At 61.0% G+C, this 14,495-nt stretch carries 12 protein-coding genes; 4 read left to right on the top strand and 8 right to left on the bottom strand.

Annotated features, from left to right (window positions below; translation table 11 throughout):
* Position 1: 1 nt before the first annotated feature.
* Positions 2 to 3,499, bottom strand: coding sequence for a response regulator (locus H0Z09_RS07715; RefSeq protein WP_186689700.1), 3,498 nt, complete (start codon positions 3,497 to 3,499; stop codon positions 2 to 4).
* 239 nt (positions 3,500 to 3,738) lie between these two features.
* Here H0Z09_RS07715 and H0Z09_RS07710 point away from each other — a divergent pair, with 239 nt between their 5' ends.
* Together H0Z09_RS07710 and H0Z09_RS07705 are read left to right on the top strand one after the other, a co-directional pair.
* A complete protein-coding gene (locus H0Z09_RS07710; protein WP_186689322.1) occupies positions 3,739 to 4,098 on the top strand; it encodes a response regulator in 360 nt (119 codons plus the stop codon).
* 145 nt (positions 4,099 to 4,243) lie between these two features.
* A complete protein-coding gene (locus H0Z09_RS07705; protein WP_186689320.1) occupies positions 4,244 to 5,644 on the top strand; it encodes a DUF1254 domain-containing protein in 1,401 nt (466 codons plus the stop codon).
* 53 nt (positions 5,645 to 5,697) lie between these two features.
* Here the strand turns inward: H0Z09_RS07705 and H0Z09_RS07700 are convergent, their stop codons facing one another.
* A complete protein-coding gene (locus tag H0Z09_RS07700; protein ID WP_186689319.1) occupies positions 5,698 to 6,369 on the bottom strand; it encodes a DUF3313 domain-containing protein in 672 nt (223 codons plus the stop codon).
* A gap of 106 nt (positions 6,370 to 6,475) precedes the next feature.
* Positions 6,476 to 6,970, bottom strand: a complete 495-nt coding sequence (locus H0Z09_RS07695; protein WP_186689317.1) for a hypothetical protein — start codon at positions 6,968 to 6,970, stop codon at positions 6,476 to 6,478.
* Positions 6,971 to 7,156: 186 nt separating this feature from the next.
* Here H0Z09_RS07695 and H0Z09_RS07690 point away from each other — a divergent pair, with 186 nt between their 5' ends.
* On the top strand, positions 7,157 to 7,849 hold the full coding sequence (locus H0Z09_RS07690; protein ID WP_186689315.1) for an aspartate/glutamate racemase family protein: 693 nt from the start codon (positions 7,157 to 7,159) through the stop codon (positions 7,847 to 7,849).
* Here the strand turns inward: H0Z09_RS07690 and H0Z09_RS07685 are convergent.
* From H0Z09_RS07685 to H0Z09_RS07665, 5 genes are all read right to left on the bottom strand, one after another.
* Positions 7,846 to 8,358, bottom strand: a complete 513-nt coding sequence (locus tag H0Z09_RS07685; RefSeq protein ID WP_186689313.1) for a GNAT family N-acetyltransferase — start codon at positions 8,356 to 8,358, stop codon at positions 7,846 to 7,848. The genes H0Z09_RS07690 and H0Z09_RS07685 overlap by 4 nt on opposite strands.
* A 60-nt stretch (positions 8,359 to 8,418) precedes the next feature.
* Complete coding sequence (locus H0Z09_RS07680) at positions 8,419 to 9,138, bottom strand: hypothetical protein (RefSeq protein ID WP_186689310.1); 720 nt, start codon at positions 9,136 to 9,138, stop codon at positions 8,419 to 8,421.
* Positions 9,135 to 10,409, bottom strand: a complete 1,275-nt coding sequence (locus H0Z09_RS07675; RefSeq protein ID WP_186689307.1) for an AAA family ATPase — start codon at positions 10,407 to 10,409, stop codon at positions 9,135 to 9,137. Before H0Z09_RS07675 ends, H0Z09_RS07680 begins: the two co-directional genes overlap by 4 nt.
* 102 nt (positions 10,410 to 10,511) lie before the next feature.
* Positions 10,512 to 11,651: a glycerate kinase gene (locus tag H0Z09_RS07670; RefSeq protein ID WP_186689304.1), complete on the bottom strand. Its 1,140-nt coding sequence runs from the start codon at positions 11,649 to 11,651 to the stop codon at positions 10,512 to 10,514.
* A gap of 90 nt (positions 11,652 to 11,741) precedes the next feature.
* On the bottom strand, positions 11,742 to 12,848 hold the full coding sequence (locus H0Z09_RS07665; RefSeq protein WP_186689302.1) for a sugar diacid recognition domain-containing protein: 1,107 nt from the start codon (positions 12,846 to 12,848) through the stop codon (positions 11,742 to 11,744).
* A gap of 162 nt (positions 12,849 to 13,010) precedes the next feature.
* Here H0Z09_RS07665 and H0Z09_RS07660 point away from each other — a divergent pair, with 162 nt between their 5' ends.
* Positions 13,011 to 14,321: an MFS transporter gene (locus tag H0Z09_RS07660; protein ID WP_186689299.1), complete on the top strand. Its 1,311-nt coding sequence runs from the start codon at positions 13,011 to 13,013 to the stop codon at positions 14,319 to 14,321.
* The last annotated feature ends 174 nt before the right edge of the window (positions 14,322 to 14,495 follow it).

Below are 14,495 nucleotides of genomic sequence, written 5' to 3'. Positions count from 1 at the left end.
CTTAAATGCGTTCCATCTTGGGTAGCCATACGCGAATCAATGAAAACAGACGATCCAAGTCAATCGGCTTGGCCAGGTAATCGTTGGAACCGGCCGCGAGGCAGCGTTCCTGATCGTCCTTCATGGCCTTGGCCGTCACGGCGATGATCGGCAGTTTCTTCCAGCGCGGGTCCTGGCGGATCAAGGCCGTGGCCTCGTAGCCATCCATCTCCGGCATCATCACGTCCATCAGCACCAGGTCGATATCCTCGACTTCATTGAGTTTGTCGATGGCCTCACGCCCGTTACGCCCGATCACCACCACCGCGCCTTTGTGCTCCAGGGCACTGGTCAGGGCAAAGATGTTGCGCACGTCGTCGTCCACCAGCAGGATTTTGCGGCCCTCGAACACCTTGTCACGGCTGCGCGCGGTCTTGAGCATCTTCTGGCGATCATGGGACAGCTGGGATTCGACTTTGTGCAGAAAGAGTGTGACCTCGTCCAGCAAGCGCTCCGGCGAGCGGGCGCCCTTGATGATGATCGAGCGCGAATACTTGCGCAGCTCGTTCTCTTCATCGCGGGTCAGGTTACGCCCGGTGTAGACGATAACCGGCGGGAACGAGCAGATGTCCTCGGTGGCCATGCGCTTGAGCAGCTCGTTACCGAGCATGTCCGGCAGCTTGAGGTCGATGATCATGCAGTCGTAGACGTGGGTGCGCAGCAGGTCCAGAGCAGCCTGGGCGTACCCGACATCGGTGATTTCGATATCGTCGTCACCGATCAGACGGGCAATGCTGTCACGTTGCAGGTCGTCGTCTTCCACCAGCAGCACGCGCTTGACCTTCTGGGTGAGCTTGGCTTCCAGGCGGGCGAACACGTCCTTGAGTTCTTCGCGGGTGGTCGGTTTGACCGCATACCCAATGGCGCCCATGTGCATGGCGGCTTCGACGCGGTCTTCCACGGAAATCACATGCACCGGGATGTGCCGGGTATTGGGGTGTTCTTTCAGGCGTTGCAGCACCGTCAGCCCGGAATGGTCCGGCAGGCGCATGTCCAGCAGGATCGCGTCGGGAATATATTCCTCGGCCAGGCTGTAGCCTTCGTCCGCGCCATGGGCCACCAGGCAGTTGTAGCCCAGTTCGTGGGCCAGGTCGAAGAGGATACGGGCGAAGTTCGGCTCGTCTTCCACCACCAGAATGCAGCGGGTGGTGAACGGGGCCTTGTCGCGATCATCGGCGAAACGCGGGATTTGCTTGATTTCGACCACCGGCAGCGGCGCCGCCTTGATCGGCGCGGGCGCGGGCGCTACCACCACTTGGCGCGGCTGCTCGACCGGCGCGGCGTCTTCTTCGCGCTCGACATACTGCTCCGGCAGGACCAGCGTGAACACGCTGCCCTTGCCGGGTTCGCTGGTGACGCTGATGTATCCGCCGAGCAAGGTGGCCAGGTCGCGCGAGATCGACAGGCCCAGGCCGGTGCCGCCGTAACGGCGGTTGGTGGTGCCGTCGGCCTGGCGGAAGGCCTCGAAGATGCTTTCCTGCTGGTCCGGCGCAATGCCGATGCCGGAATCGCGCACGGTGAAGGCAATGCCCTCCCCCGGTGCGCGCGACACCGACAGGCTGACCTCGCCCTGTTCGGTGAACTTGATCGCGTTGGACAACAGGTTCTTGAGGATCTGCTCCAGGCGCTGGCGATCAGTAAACAGCATGCCCGGTGCGTCTTCCTGCACCTCGACCTGGAAGGCCAGCTTGCGATCGGCCGCCAGCGGTTCGAACATGCCGCGCAGGCCGTCGACCAGTCGCGCCACGCTGGAATTTTCCGGACGCACCTCGAGCTTGCCGGCTTCTACCTTGGAAATATCCAGGATGTCATTGATCAGGTTGAGCAGATCGTTGCCGGCCGAATAGATCGACTCGGCAAACTTGACCTGTTCGGCGCTAAGGTTTTCCTGGGGGTTCTCGGCCAGCAACTTGGCCAGGATCAGCGAACTGTTAAGCGGCGTGCGCAGCTCGTGGGACATGTTGGCGAGGAATTCGGACTTGTACTTGCTGGAGCGCTGCAATTCGTCGGCGCGGTCTTCCAGTTCCAGCTGCACGCGGTTGAGTTCGATGTTCTTGCGGTCCATGGCGTCGCGCTGCTCGGCCAGGGTTTCGGTCTGCTCCGCCAGTTGCTCGTTGGTCTGCTCCAGCTCGGCCTGTTGGGTTTCCAGGTGGGCTTGGGATTCCTTGAGGATGCGCGACTGTTCTTCCAGCTCTTCGTTGGCCGTCTTGAGCTCTTCCTGTTGCACTTGCAGCTCTTCGTTGAGCTGCTGGGTCTCGGCGAGCACCTCCTGCAGGCGCTGGCGATAGCGCGCGGCTTCGATGGAGGTGCCGATGTTGCCGGCGATCAGCTCCAACAGCTCTTCATCACGTTCCTCAAGCGGGCGCAGGAAACCCAGTTCGATCACGCCATTGACGCGGTCATCATCCGTGGTGGGCACGACCAGCACACTGCGGGTATGCCCTTCACCCAGGCCGGAGCTGACCTTGAAGTAGTCCACCGGCACATCATCAAGGCGAATCAGGCGATCCAGCTGGGCCGACTGGCCGATGATGCCTTCGTCGCTGTAGATCGCCTGCTCCCGCTGTTCCTGCTCGCGCGAGAAACCATAGGTGGCCACGCGTCGCAGGCCGCCGTGTTCTTCACGCACATACAGCGCGGCCACGGCCGAGCCCATGTACTGGGCAAAGAATTGCAGGATATTGCGCCCGAGCATGTTCAAGGTGAGCTGGCCGAGCACCTGTTCGGCCAGTTCAGTCTGGCCGTTGCGCAGCCAGGCTTGCTGTTCCAGGCGTCGAGCGATCTTCTTTTGTGACGCGAGGTTTGCGCTGTAACTATCTGAAAGAGCTACCAAATTCTTTCGACCGATATACGCCAGCAAGCCGCTCAGGCCGAGCACAAACACCAGGTACAGGGTGACGCTGATCACGGTGGTGCGGGTGACTTCGGCATTGCGCGTGATGCGGAACTGCTGCTCCATCGCCACCGCATCGTCGTATTCCTTGCGGATCTCGTCAGTCAGGCGCTTGCCGCGGCCGTTCTTGACCGCACCGCGGTAGTCGCCGCTGTTGCGTTGCAGATCAATCATCGACTGGGCGTATTTGTTCCACTCCCCCTGCAAGGCTTCCAGGCGCTTGAGGCGATCCACCTGCTGGGGGTTGTCCGCCACCAGCTCCTGCAGGTTGCGCAGGTCGGCAATGATGCGCGGCTTGGCCACCTCGTAAGGGTCGAGGAAATGCTCATCACCGGTGATCAGGAACCCGCGCATGCCGGTTTCCAGGTCGACGGTCAGCTTCGACGTCTCATTGAGGTTATTGATCACCCGGTCTGTGTGCTCGACCCATTGGATCACCGACAACAAATAGCTGATCAGGCAGACGAAAAACACCGCACTGAGCACGCCCACACCCAGGGGCAGCGCAACGTTTCGGCTCAGCAGGGTACGAAAGCTCTTTTCATCGACGGACGACGCGGGAGTCATGGGCATGCCTTGGCCAAAGGTGGAAAAACCGGAAGTTTGCCCCAAAGTGGCAGGCAAGACCATTTTTCCAGGATGGTTTTGTACAGATTCCTACGAAAGAACCCGCTATTCTCTCTGGTCTTCTGTATCGCATTGTTTTTACGGCCGGCGGGAACTTGTCATGAGTGCGCGCTTACTCAAGGAAGAGGCCTGTCAGAACGGCCGCGTGTAAACCTCGCCTTTTTTGGGAAACCCATATTATGTCCGCAGTCACCTCCACCATCCTTGTCGTCGAAGACGATGCCATCGTGCGCATGCTGATCGTCGATGTTCTGGAGGAGTTGGAATTCAGCGTACTGGAAGCCGCCGATGCCGCAGAAGCGCTGGCGCAAGTGCAAAAAACCGAGCAGGTCATTGACCTGATGATGACCGACGTCGGCCTGCCGGACATGGACGGCAAGCAACTGGCAACCCTGGTGCGCGAGCTGCGCCCTGCCCTGCCGATCCTGTTCGCCAGCGGCTATGCCGAAAACATCGAGGTGCCGGCCGGCATGCAGGTGATCGCCAAGCCGTTTTCCATCGATCAGTTGCGTGACAAGGTCAAGTCCATGCTGCCTTGACGCAAGCGTCGCTCGAATGCCGCCTGCCTGGGCGGCATTTTTATGTCAGGTGCGTAGAGATTTACGTGACCTGCGGCGCGGAAAACCGGAAACTCTGCGCTTTATCGCCCGCCCCATCAAAGCACTCTTGGAAGGACGCAACATCATGATTGGAAAACCGACGCGCCTGCTGTTGGCGAGCCTCTCGATACTCGTCAGCACCGGCGCCTGGGCCGACTTCACCGCGACGCCGAGTGAAGCGCGGGCCATTGCCAAGGAAGCCTACCTGTATGGCTTTCCGGTGGTGGAGATGTACAAGACGCTCTACACACAGGCCGTCGACAAGGGCGGTGCCAACTTCAAGGCGCCGTTGAACCATATCGGCCATGGCGCGCAGGCGCTGACGCCGAAGGACACGGCCGGCGCAACGCCCAATCCGGACACGTCGCTCTCCTTCGTCTGGATGGACCTGCGCACCGAGCCCCTGGTGCTGACGCTGCCCAAGATAGAAGACAACCGTTATGACTCGGTGCAGTTGATCGACCTCTACACACATAACATCGCGTACCTGGGCACCCGCAGCACCGGCAACAACGGCGGCCACTACATGATCGCCGGCCCAGACTGGAAAGGTCAGCAGCCCGTGGACGTGGACCGGGTGATCTACAGCGAAAGCAATATCGCCTACGCCCTGTATCGCACCCAGGTGTTTGATGAAAAGGACCTGAACAAGGTCAAGCAGATCCAGAACGGCTACACCGTGCAGCCGCTGAGCCGCTACGTGAAGCAGGCGCCACCGGCCAGGGCCGCCCGCATCGAATGGCCCAAGCCCACGGCGACCATGAGCGACAGCCCGCAACTGTTCCGCTACCTGAACTTCATGCTCGCCTTCGCGGCGCCCCAGGACAGCGAAAAAGAGCTGCTGGCACGGTTCGCCAGGATCGGCATCGCGCCGGGGGCCCCGTTCAAGGTCAACCAACTGAGCGCCGAACAGCGCAAAGCGCTGGAAGATGGCATCGCCGACGGCCAGGCAGCGTTTGCCGCGTTCAAAAAGGAGCGGATTGACACGCGTCAAGTGTCCAGCGGCGAGCTGTATGGCAGCCGCGACCGCCTGAAAAACAACTACCTGTACCGTTATGCCGGGGTCAGCCTGGGTCTGTTCGGCGGTTCCAGCGACGAGTTTGCGTCCTTTACCTATGTTGACGACAGCGAGGGCAAACCTGCCAACGGCGCGCGTCATAGCTACACCGTGCATTTCGCCAAGGACCAATTGCCCCCGGCGGATGCGTTCTGGTCCCTGACCCTGTACGACGCCAAGACCCACCAACTGGTGCCCAACCACAAGAAACGCTACCAGATCAATTCGCGCATGCTGCCGGACCTCAAGTGGGACGCCGACGGCGGCCTGACCCTGGCGCTGCAGCATCACGAACCGCCGAAGGCAGAACAGAGCAACTGGCTGCCGGCGCCGCCCGCACCCTTCTACGCGGTACTGCGCCTGTACCTGCCTGAGCCGCAAGTAAACAGTGGCCAGTGGAAGCTGCCGCCGTTGACGCCGCTCAAGTAGCGCCACCTGGCCGGCGGTTGCCACAGCCCGCCGGCCAGACTTGCGTTTAGAGTTCAGCGTTTTTTCAGTTTCAGGTAGGACTGGTGCAAGTCCGCCGCCCAGCCATCGACAACCCCTTTCACATCGTCGGCCCGCATCACTTGCGAGTCGTTGGCCAACGGCTTGCCGGTGCCTTTGCGCACCACTTGGGCCAGCACTTTGCCGCTGGCGCCATCGAGGAACTGCGCCTCGGTGCCCAACGTGGTTTCCTGGTCGCGAATGCCTGTACCGGTACTGACCGCCGCCGCCACCAGTGCCACGGGAACAAACTCATAGGGCTTGAGCCCTTCGGTCTTGCTGCTGACTGCGGTGATTGCCGCGCGCACCACGATCACGCCTGGCCCGGGCCCGTCAGCCAGAGGCAGCGACTTGGCCAGTTCGCGCTTGAGCGCGCGGTTGAAGTCATCGTTGATACCACGCAGGGTGCTGTCCGGAATCTTTGCAGTGGCCTGGGGCTTGGGGTAGAACTGCGTCGGTTCGACGTACACCGCGCTGTAGCGGCTCAGGTCGAGCTTGGGATCGACCCAGCGCATCACTTCGGCGCCGGACGGCGACTTGGCTTGCTTGAGTTGACTGTAGTCGGAGAGAAACCCCGAGTATTCATCCGGTTGCGTCACCTTGCTGGCGCAGCCCGCCAGCCCAAGCGAGGCGACGCACAGCACGGTCATCATTTGCCCAAGTCTCATCTTCGAACTCCCTGGCGGTCGGCGTTGGAACGTTGAGCTGTAGGTATAGCCAATTCCTGAAAAATAGCTCTGTTTCCTACGCCGGCTCGACAGGTAGGCGCAAACCTCAGGCGCGTTCGCGCGGAATCAGGCTCTGCAACTGCGAGGCCAGGAAGTTGGCGTCGAAGCCAAAGGTGTCCGGGTCTTTCAGGCCGTTGGTCTTCTTCCACAGCCAATCGTTTTTATCCGCGGGCAGCACCAGTGAAACGCTGCCGTGGCGTGCCGCGGTCAAGCCCATGACAGACACAGAGATCAAGCCGCCGGCGCCCATCACGTCCGGCACGAACTCCACGGATTTTCCGGTGATCTGCACGGTGAGTTTCTCGGTCTTGAACGGCGACGTCTCCACCGGCACGCTCGGGCCGCTGGCCACGTAGGCTTCACGATGAACGTCCAGCAGCCCCACGGTCTTCACCGGCGCCAGCCACAGCTCGATCTGCCCGAACAGCTCGCCGAGCTTTTGTGCCCAGCGGGCCGACTGCAGGTCGAATTGCTGCTTTTTGTGCGCTTCGCTATCGGCGTAATGACGAAGCATCTCGCCCAGTTGCTGTACATCGTCCATTGCGGATTCCTTGGGTGAGCCAGAGTGCAAAGCCCGATCATGGCAGATGCGGCGGCTCAGCGTACGGCTTAAAACCTGGGCCAGCCAGGCATGACAAACTGCACCGGTCATTTGGCGGTCAACTGCGTATGACGAATCCGCCGCCGATGGGTAAGGTGAAGCGACTTTCCTTGTCAGGAGCATCGCATGCGCACCATTGGTCTTATTGGCGGCATGAGCTGGGAGTCCAGCGCCGAGTACTACCGCATCATCAACCAATGCGTGCGCGACAGGCTTGGCCCGCTGCGCTCGGCGCAACTGTTGATGTACAGCGTGGATTTCGGCCCGGTAGAACAGGCTCAACATGCCGGTCGCTGGGATGACGCCGCGCTGATCCTGGAAGCGGCCGCGCGTCGCCTGCAGGCCGGTGGTGCCGAGTGTGTGGTGCTGTGTACCAACACCATGCATCTGGTTGCGCCGCGTATCGAAGCGGCGGTGTCGATTCCGTTTCTGCATATTGCCGATGCCGCCGGCGCGGCTGCGGTGCAGGCCGGCACGCTCACGGTCGGCCTGCTCGGCACTGCGTTCACCATGGAGCAGGATTTTCTCAAAGCGCGCTTGGCAGCACAGGGCCTGACCGTGCTGGTACCCGAAGTACAGGAGCGCCAGGCCGTGCACCGGATCATTTATGAGGAGTTGTGTGTCGGGGTGATCAGCGATGCCTCACGCAAGGTATACCAGGGGGTGATCCAATCCCTGGCCGCGCGCGGCGCCCAGGCGATCATCCTCGGCTGCACGGAAATCAGCCTGCTGATCAAACCCGAACACAGCGACCTGCCGCTGCTCGACACCACCGAGCTGCATGCGCAGGCTGCGGTGGCGTTTGCCTTGCAGGACTAAGCCGACGTGCGCAGGCGCGCCATGCTCACGGTGTCGACAAACCGGCCGTCACGCACGGCGTAATCGCGCAGCACGCCCTCGACCTCAAAACCGAACTTGTGGTACAGCGCCTGCGCCGCCTGGTTGTCGGCGTACACCGTGAGTTCCACCCGGTGCAGGTTCATCCAGTTGTCGGCCACGTCCAGCGCGGCCGTCAACAGACGCGAGCCGATCCCCCTGCCCTGCCACGCCGTCGCCACACCCATGCCGAACGAACCGACATGGGCCTGGCGCACGCGCAGGTACTGTTCCAGGCCAAGCTGGCCGACCACTTCACCGCCGTGCACAGCCACCAGTTGCAGCCGTCGCTCGTTGTCCATCACCAGGCGTTTGCGCCACACCTCAATGGATTGGAAAGGCATCTGCAGCACCTGACGGCACACGGCCGGCTCGTTATAGAGCGCGGCGACGCCTTCGAGGTGGGCTTCGGTGAAGCGCTGGATGACGATAGCGGGTTCTGGCGGGTGCATTGTGTTTCGTCCTTTGAAAAACAAGTGGCCGGGCAGTTTCGCGGGTTTTACAGGCAACCTTCAAGTCCTTAGCTGGCCACGGACGCGCGCAGCGCGTCTTTCAAGACGCAGTGCATGGAGCTCGGCTTGCTGCTTAAGCGCCTGACAGTACTCGGGAAGGCAATGCTGAGCATCGGGTGTATCCACTTCATCAGCCAAGCGCCGAGCAGTTGCAGCGGATATAGGGGTACCGCGCGGCTTCAACCGGCCCTTGATAACAGCAGCCCTGTCGTTGACCAACGTAGGATGGTTGAGTTTAAGAACGTCGATAGTAATGATGGCTTCAGGCGTCAGACCTTCTACATAGCCATCGCTGGAATATCTGAAGTGGCGCTCGATATTGACTGCCAGGGGCGAAACAAAAGGCTTTCGGGCCGAGTCGTAGTCATCTTTTTGCACGGCGCCATAAGCGCAAGCAATGCCGGTTTGGCTGGATGGGTAACACGCCACCAAGTTGGCGTAGGCAATGCTCTGGGCCTTGTAATGCTTTTGTGGGAGTACATGCTCAATGTGGCAACTGAATTGTGTGCCCTGCCCCCTTGCCTGGCATTCGGCGACTGTCGGTAAGCGCCTTAATGTATAAGCACATAGATGAAATTGCTCTTTCAGAAGAGACTGACGCACCGGCTCACTCGGAAAGCTGCTGCCCTTACCGTAAAAAAGATTGTGCTGCGTCTCGCGGTTTTCCCTTCGCCATTCAATCAGCGCCCTTGGTTCGGCCCCCTTTTTGATAGACCTCACGCTCCGCCCTCTTCCAGCGACCTTAGAGAGTCTATATTTGCTTGGGCTTCAAGCACGTCAGGGATTCTTCCAACCTGTTCACGCAAATGTGCAAGTTCAGCTTGGGCAGACTCAAGATTGTCAGCGTCAAGGTCGCCATGGATTTTCCGAAGCTGTTGGCTGACGTACTGGTTCTGGGCCAGGCCGCCCATCAGCTCCTCGATAACCTCACCACTGCGAAGGCCCAAGGCCCGTTCCGGATGACCTAGATATTGGCCGTCTTTGAGTAGCATCACGGATTCAGCAGGTAACTCTCCCAATATCTGGGGAGAGTGAGTCGTAATGATGAATTGGCAGTTGGGGAATGTTTTTTCCAGATTGGCGACCACGGTGCGCTGCCAACCTGGATGCAGGTGAAGGTCCAGTTCGTCGATAAGGACAACGCCCCTTCCTTCCAATGGGTCGAGTACCTCGCAGTTAAGCAATGTCAGCCTGCGGGCTAGGTCTCCGACCAGTGCCAACAGACATTTCTCTCCATCCGAAAGTTGCAGCACGTTGAATTCGAGTCCGCCTTTTAGAACCGTCATTCGCAGCGCAGGCTTGCGGCGAATGCGGACATCTCTAAAGCCAGTAAAGGTTTCGATTGCCCGGCGAACAACCGAAAGCGCGGGATCTCGATAGCCAGGAGTATCCCGGCTATTTTCATTTTCCAGATCTTCTTGATTGCGGAACCAAATAAAGAACCGTTTGAAGTCCGCACCGCCATGTCCGAGCGCGTCGTCATAACCCTCAGCAATAGCATTCACCAGGCGTTCGCGGACCCGTAGCGGCACGTCCAGCACAGCTCGGTGAACATCGTAGTAAACCGCCAAGGGCAGCTCGATCGGCCCACCACCCTCAAATTCGTGCTGAGTAATGCCGTATTCAACACCATCGGCAGCATCATTCAATCGAGACAACTCGCTGCTGCGCTCACGTGAATGTTTGCCAGCCTTGCGATTCAGCGCAATCGCCCAGTCTACGGCGTAGTTTTCAAACAATTGTGTATCGACGTGCAAGCGTGTGAATTCGGCCCCAACTCTGATGTCATCTTTCGCGATTGTCCTTGACTTAGAGGGTTGACCAACCATACGGGCGGTCAAATTCGAAAGCGTAATCGCCAACGCATCCAGAATCGAAGACTTGCCCACTCCATTAACGCCCACCAAAGCGACAGTCTGCTTACCCTCGAAATCGAGTTCCATTTTCTCGATGCCGCGGAAATTGACGAGGGTAAAACGCTTGATCTGCATGATCGGCTTCCAACGTGCCCGGCCAGGTCAGCCAGTCTTCAAAGTAAGCAGCGATCATAGTAATTATCGACAGCTCTGTCACGACGCCAACGACAGCCTCTATCAACCCCTTGAGGCTACCTGCCATAGCCGCGCAATGTCCGCCGCTCGTTCGCGCAACAACCTGGGCGCCTCGGCGCACGCTTGCTCCAGGCTCATGGGGCCGGATGGCAAGGCGAAGGCGGCATCCACACCATGGGCATACATCTGCTCGTAGCCCTCGCCCAGGGTGCCGGCGATGACGATCACCGGCACGCCGTGCTGTTGTGCGATGCGTGCCACGCCGAAGGGGGTTTTGCCGCGCAGGGTCTGGGCATCGAAGCGGCCTTCGCCGGTGATCACCAGGTCGGCGCCGCCCACGGCTTGCTCCAGGCCGACCAGTTCGGCCACCACCTCTACACCGGCGCGGAACTGCGCGCCCAGAAAAGCCTTCGCCGCAAAACCCAGGCCGCCGGCGGCGCCGCTGCCGGGTTCGTCGCGCACATCCTTGGGCAGCACCTTGGTGCAATGGTCGGCGAAGTGACCCAGGGCGGCGTCCAGCTGTTGCACCTGCTCGGGACTGGCGCCTTTTTGCGGGCCGAAAATGGCAGAGGCACCGTGGGCACCGCACAGCGGGTTGTTCACGTCGGCGGCGATTTCAAAGCGGACCTGGGCAAGGCGTGGGTCGAGCTGTTGCAGGTCGATGCGCGCCAGGCCGGCCAATGCGAGGCCGCCGGGTGCGAGGCTGCGGTTATCGGCGTCGAACAGCTGCACGCCGAGGGCCTGCATCGCACCCGCGCCGCCGTCGTTGGTGGCGCTGCCGCCGATCGCCAGGATGATGCGCTGCGCACCCTGGTCCAGAGCGGCGCGGATCAGCTCGCCGGTGCCATAGGTGGTGGTTTTGCAGGCATCACGTTCCCCCGGCGGTACCAATTGCAGCCCACTGGCTTCGGCCATTTCGATGATTGCGGTGTGACTGTCGGCCAACCAGCCCCAATGCGCTTGAACCGGTGCACCCAGCGGGCCCCGCACAGTGTGATAACGCAACTGGCCATTGCACGCCGCCAGCACCGAATCCACCGTACCTTCACCACCGTCCGCCATCGGGCATTGGATCACCTGTGCGTCCGGCCAGACCTGGGCCAACCCTGCCGCAATGGCGTGGGCGACGCCTTCGGCGCTCAGGCTGTCCTTGAACGAGTCGGGGGCGATGATGATTTTCATGGGCTTTCTCCAGTTTTTATCCACCCATGCTGCCAGTTGGCAGGGCCGCTGACGCCGGTCCGATGCACAAGTACGGATGCACTTTGTTGTTCATTGCGACAAAGCCTGGGGCAGCAACTGCACGCCCAGGTAGAGCGCGAGCATGCCGTCCAGGGTCAACGGGTCGACGCCGCTGAGTTCGGCAATGCGCTCCATGCGGTAGCGTAGGCTGTTCCGGTGAATGCCCAGCGCATCGGCACAGGCCTGGCTTTGCCCGTCGTGTTCGCACCAACTGCGCAACGTGGCCAGCAGCTGTCCATTCGCGTCCTTGGCGAGCACCTTGCGCAGGGGGTTGAGCAACTCGTCGAGGGCGTCGTCGTTGCGATGACGCCAGAGCATCACGGGCAAGCGATAGCGGTTGAGCGTCAGCAGGCGCGACTGCGGCAGCACATCGCGGCCATAGGCGAGTAAATCTGTGACGCGTCGATAGCAACGCCGTAGCCCAGACAGCCCCTGCGCTTGCCCGCCAACGGCCACGCGCAGGATGTTCCAGCCCAGGCCTTCGAGTTTTTCCAGCAGCCGTGGATTGTCCACCGGTACCGCCGCCGGCCGGCACCACAACAGCGAATGCTGCGCCGAGCTGACACACCAGCTGTCCGGGTAGCGCGAGGCCAGCCAGGCGCTCAAAGCGTCCGCCGATTGCCCCGCACCCAGCTCGAACAGGTAGGGCGTGCGCGCCAGTTGCGGCTTGAGCCCCAGTTGCTGGGCTTCATCCACCAGGCGCGGCGACTCACCGGCGTCGGCCAGCAGCAAGGCCAGCAGGTCATCGCAGCGCTGGCGCCGCCATTGTTGCTCGGCCTGCTGGTGGCGGTGGCTGACGAGCATTTCGGCGGTCATGCGCACCAATTCGGCGTAGGTACGCAGGCCCTCCGGTTCGCCGGTGAGGCCCAGCACGCCGATCAGGCGCCCGTCATGCAACAGCGGCAGGTTGATCCCCGGTTGCACGCCCTTGAGGTGCTTGGCGGTCTGACCGTCGATTTCCACCACGCGACCATTGGCAAGCACCAGTTGCGCGCCTTCATGCCGGGTATTGATCCGCTCAGGTTCACCGCTGCCGAGAATCAGGCCCTGGCTGTCCATGACGTTGACGTTGTAGGGCAGGATCGCCATGGTTCGATCGACGATATCCTGCGCCAGGTCATGATCAAGCTCGAACATGCGATTTAAGTTTCCTTGAATGCGTGGTTGTTCACAGGCACAGCGCAAAGCTCGGGTGGCTGTGCGCGAGCACAAAGACAGCGGCCTGCCGGGTGGCCGAGACTCGATGGGCGATCAACGTTACCCTCGCATCGCGAAAAATCATAATAAAGAGAGAGAGCCATGTCACAGAGCGCCGCGACCCCCTTGGCCACCGATGACGATAAAAACGCCATCTACAAGCGCATCACCCTGCGCTTGATCCCCTTCATTTTCATCTGCTATCTGTTCAATTACCTCGACCGGGTAAACGTCGGCTTCGCCAAGTTGCAGATGCTCGACGCCTTGAAATTCAGCGAAACCGTCTACGGCCTCGGGGCCGGGATCTTCTTTATCGGCTATGTGCTGTGCGGCGTGCCGAGCAACCTGGCGTTGAACAGGTTCGGTCCGCGGCGCTGGATTGCGTTGATGATGATTGTCTGGGGCACGCTGTCCACCTGCCTGTTGTTCGTCACCACGCCGACGCACTTCTACACCCTGCGCCTGTTTACGGGCGCCGCCGAGGCCGGCTTCTTCCCCGGTGTGGTGCTGTACCTCTCGCAGTGGTTCCCGACCTTTCGCCGTGGGCGGATCATGGCGCTGTTCATTTCGGCCATCCCGGTCTCCGGATTGCTCGGTAGCCCGTTCTCCGGCTGGATCCTCAACCACTTCGCCGCCGGCCAAGGCGGCCTGGCAGGCTGGCAGTGGATGTTCCTGCTGCAAGGCATCCCCACCGTAATCCTCGGCGCCCTCGCCTACTTCCTGCTCAGCGACAGCTTCGCCCATGCCAAGTGGCTCAAGCCCCATGAGCGTGCGGTGTTGGAGGCCGACCAGGCGACCGATTTGGCGAACAAACCCAAAACCAGCACCGACTCCCTGGCCGAGGTGTTCAAGAACCCGGCGATCTGGGCGTTCGGCCTGATCTACTTCTGCATCCAGAGCGGCGTGTACGCCATCAACTTCTGGCTGCCGTCGATCATCAAGAACCTGGGGTTCAGCGATAACCTGGTGATCGGCTGGCTCAGTGCGATTCCCTATCTGCTGGCGGCGGTGTTCATGCTGCTGGTGGGGCGTTCCGCCGACTTGCGCAAGGAGCGCCGCTGGCACTTGGTGGTGCCGATGTTGATGGGTGCTGTCGGCTTGGTGATCGCAGTGAATTTCGCCACCACCCCGGCCGTTGCAATCCTGGGCCTGACCATCGCGACCATGGGTGCCCTGACCGGCTTGCCGATGTTCTGGCCAGTGCCTACCGCCATGCTCAGTGCGGGCGCGGCGGCGGGTGGCCTGGCGCTGATCAACTCCATGGGCCAGATGGCCGGCTTCCTCAGCCCGTATATCGTCGGGTTTGTGAAGGATGCCACCGGGTCCACGGACATGGCGTTGTACCTGCTGGCGGCGGTGATTGTCGGCGGCAGCGTGTTGGCGCTGCGGATGACGCGTACCCTCAAAGGCTAGTGAGATCAGTGTGGGAGCGGGGCTTGCCCGCGATAGCGGGGTGTCAACCAGCCAATAATTGCCTGAGATGCCGCCATCGCGGCATAGGTATCTACACATCTTTGTAGTGAGCGGGCTTGTCCCGCGCTGGGCTGCGAAGCAGCCCCAAACCAGGCGACCGGATTCTACCTGAAG

Source organism: Pseudomonas sp. SWRI18, from assembly GCF_014268345.1.
Classification (GTDB): domain Bacteria; phylum Pseudomonadota; class Gammaproteobacteria; order Pseudomonadales; family Pseudomonadaceae; genus Aquipseudomonas; species Aquipseudomonas cedrina.
Note: the sequence above shows the minus strand (reverse complement) of the source record. Positions and strands in the feature narration are given on the sequence as shown.

Excerpts from the sequence above, each read along its gene's own strand:
- H0Z09_RS07715 (WP_186689700.1), bottom strand. The coding sequence starts at position 3,499 with ATGACTCCCGCGTCGTCCGTCGATGAAAAGAGCTTTCGTACCCTGCTG.
- H0Z09_RS07710 (WP_186689322.1), top strand. The coding sequence starts at position 3,739 with ATGTCCGCAGTCACCTCCACCATCCTTGTCGTCGAAGACGATGCCATC.
- H0Z09_RS07705 (WP_186689320.1), top strand. The coding sequence starts at position 4,244 with ATGATTGGAAAACCGACGCGCCTGCTGTTGGCGAGCCTCTCGATACTC.
- H0Z09_RS07700 (WP_186689319.1), bottom strand. The coding sequence starts at position 6,369 with ATGAGACTTGGGCAAATGATGACCGTGCTGTGCGTCGCCTCGCTTGGG.
- H0Z09_RS07695 (WP_186689317.1), bottom strand. The coding sequence starts at position 6,970 with ATGGACGATGTACAGCAACTGGGCGAGATGCTTCGTCATTACGCCGAT.
- H0Z09_RS07690 (WP_186689315.1), top strand. The coding sequence starts at position 7,157 with ATGCGCACCATTGGTCTTATTGGCGGCATGAGCTGGGAGTCCAGCGCC.
- H0Z09_RS07685 (WP_186689313.1), bottom strand. The coding sequence starts at position 8,358 with ATGCACCCGCCAGAACCCGCTATCGTCATCCAGCGCTTCACCGAAGCC.
- H0Z09_RS07675 (WP_186689307.1), bottom strand. The coding sequence starts at position 10,409 with ATGCAGATCAAGCGTTTTACCCTCGTCAATTTCCGCGGCATCGAGAAA.
- H0Z09_RS07670 (WP_186689304.1), bottom strand. The coding sequence starts at position 11,651 with ATGAAAATCATCATCGCCCCCGACTCGTTCAAGGACAGCCTGAGCGCC.
- H0Z09_RS07665 (WP_186689302.1), bottom strand. The coding sequence starts at position 12,848 with ATGTTCGAGCTTGATCATGACCTGGCGCAGGATATCGTCGATCGAACC.
- H0Z09_RS07660 (WP_186689299.1), top strand. The coding sequence starts at position 13,011 with ATGTCACAGAGCGCCGCGACCCCCTTGGCCACCGATGACGATAAAAAC.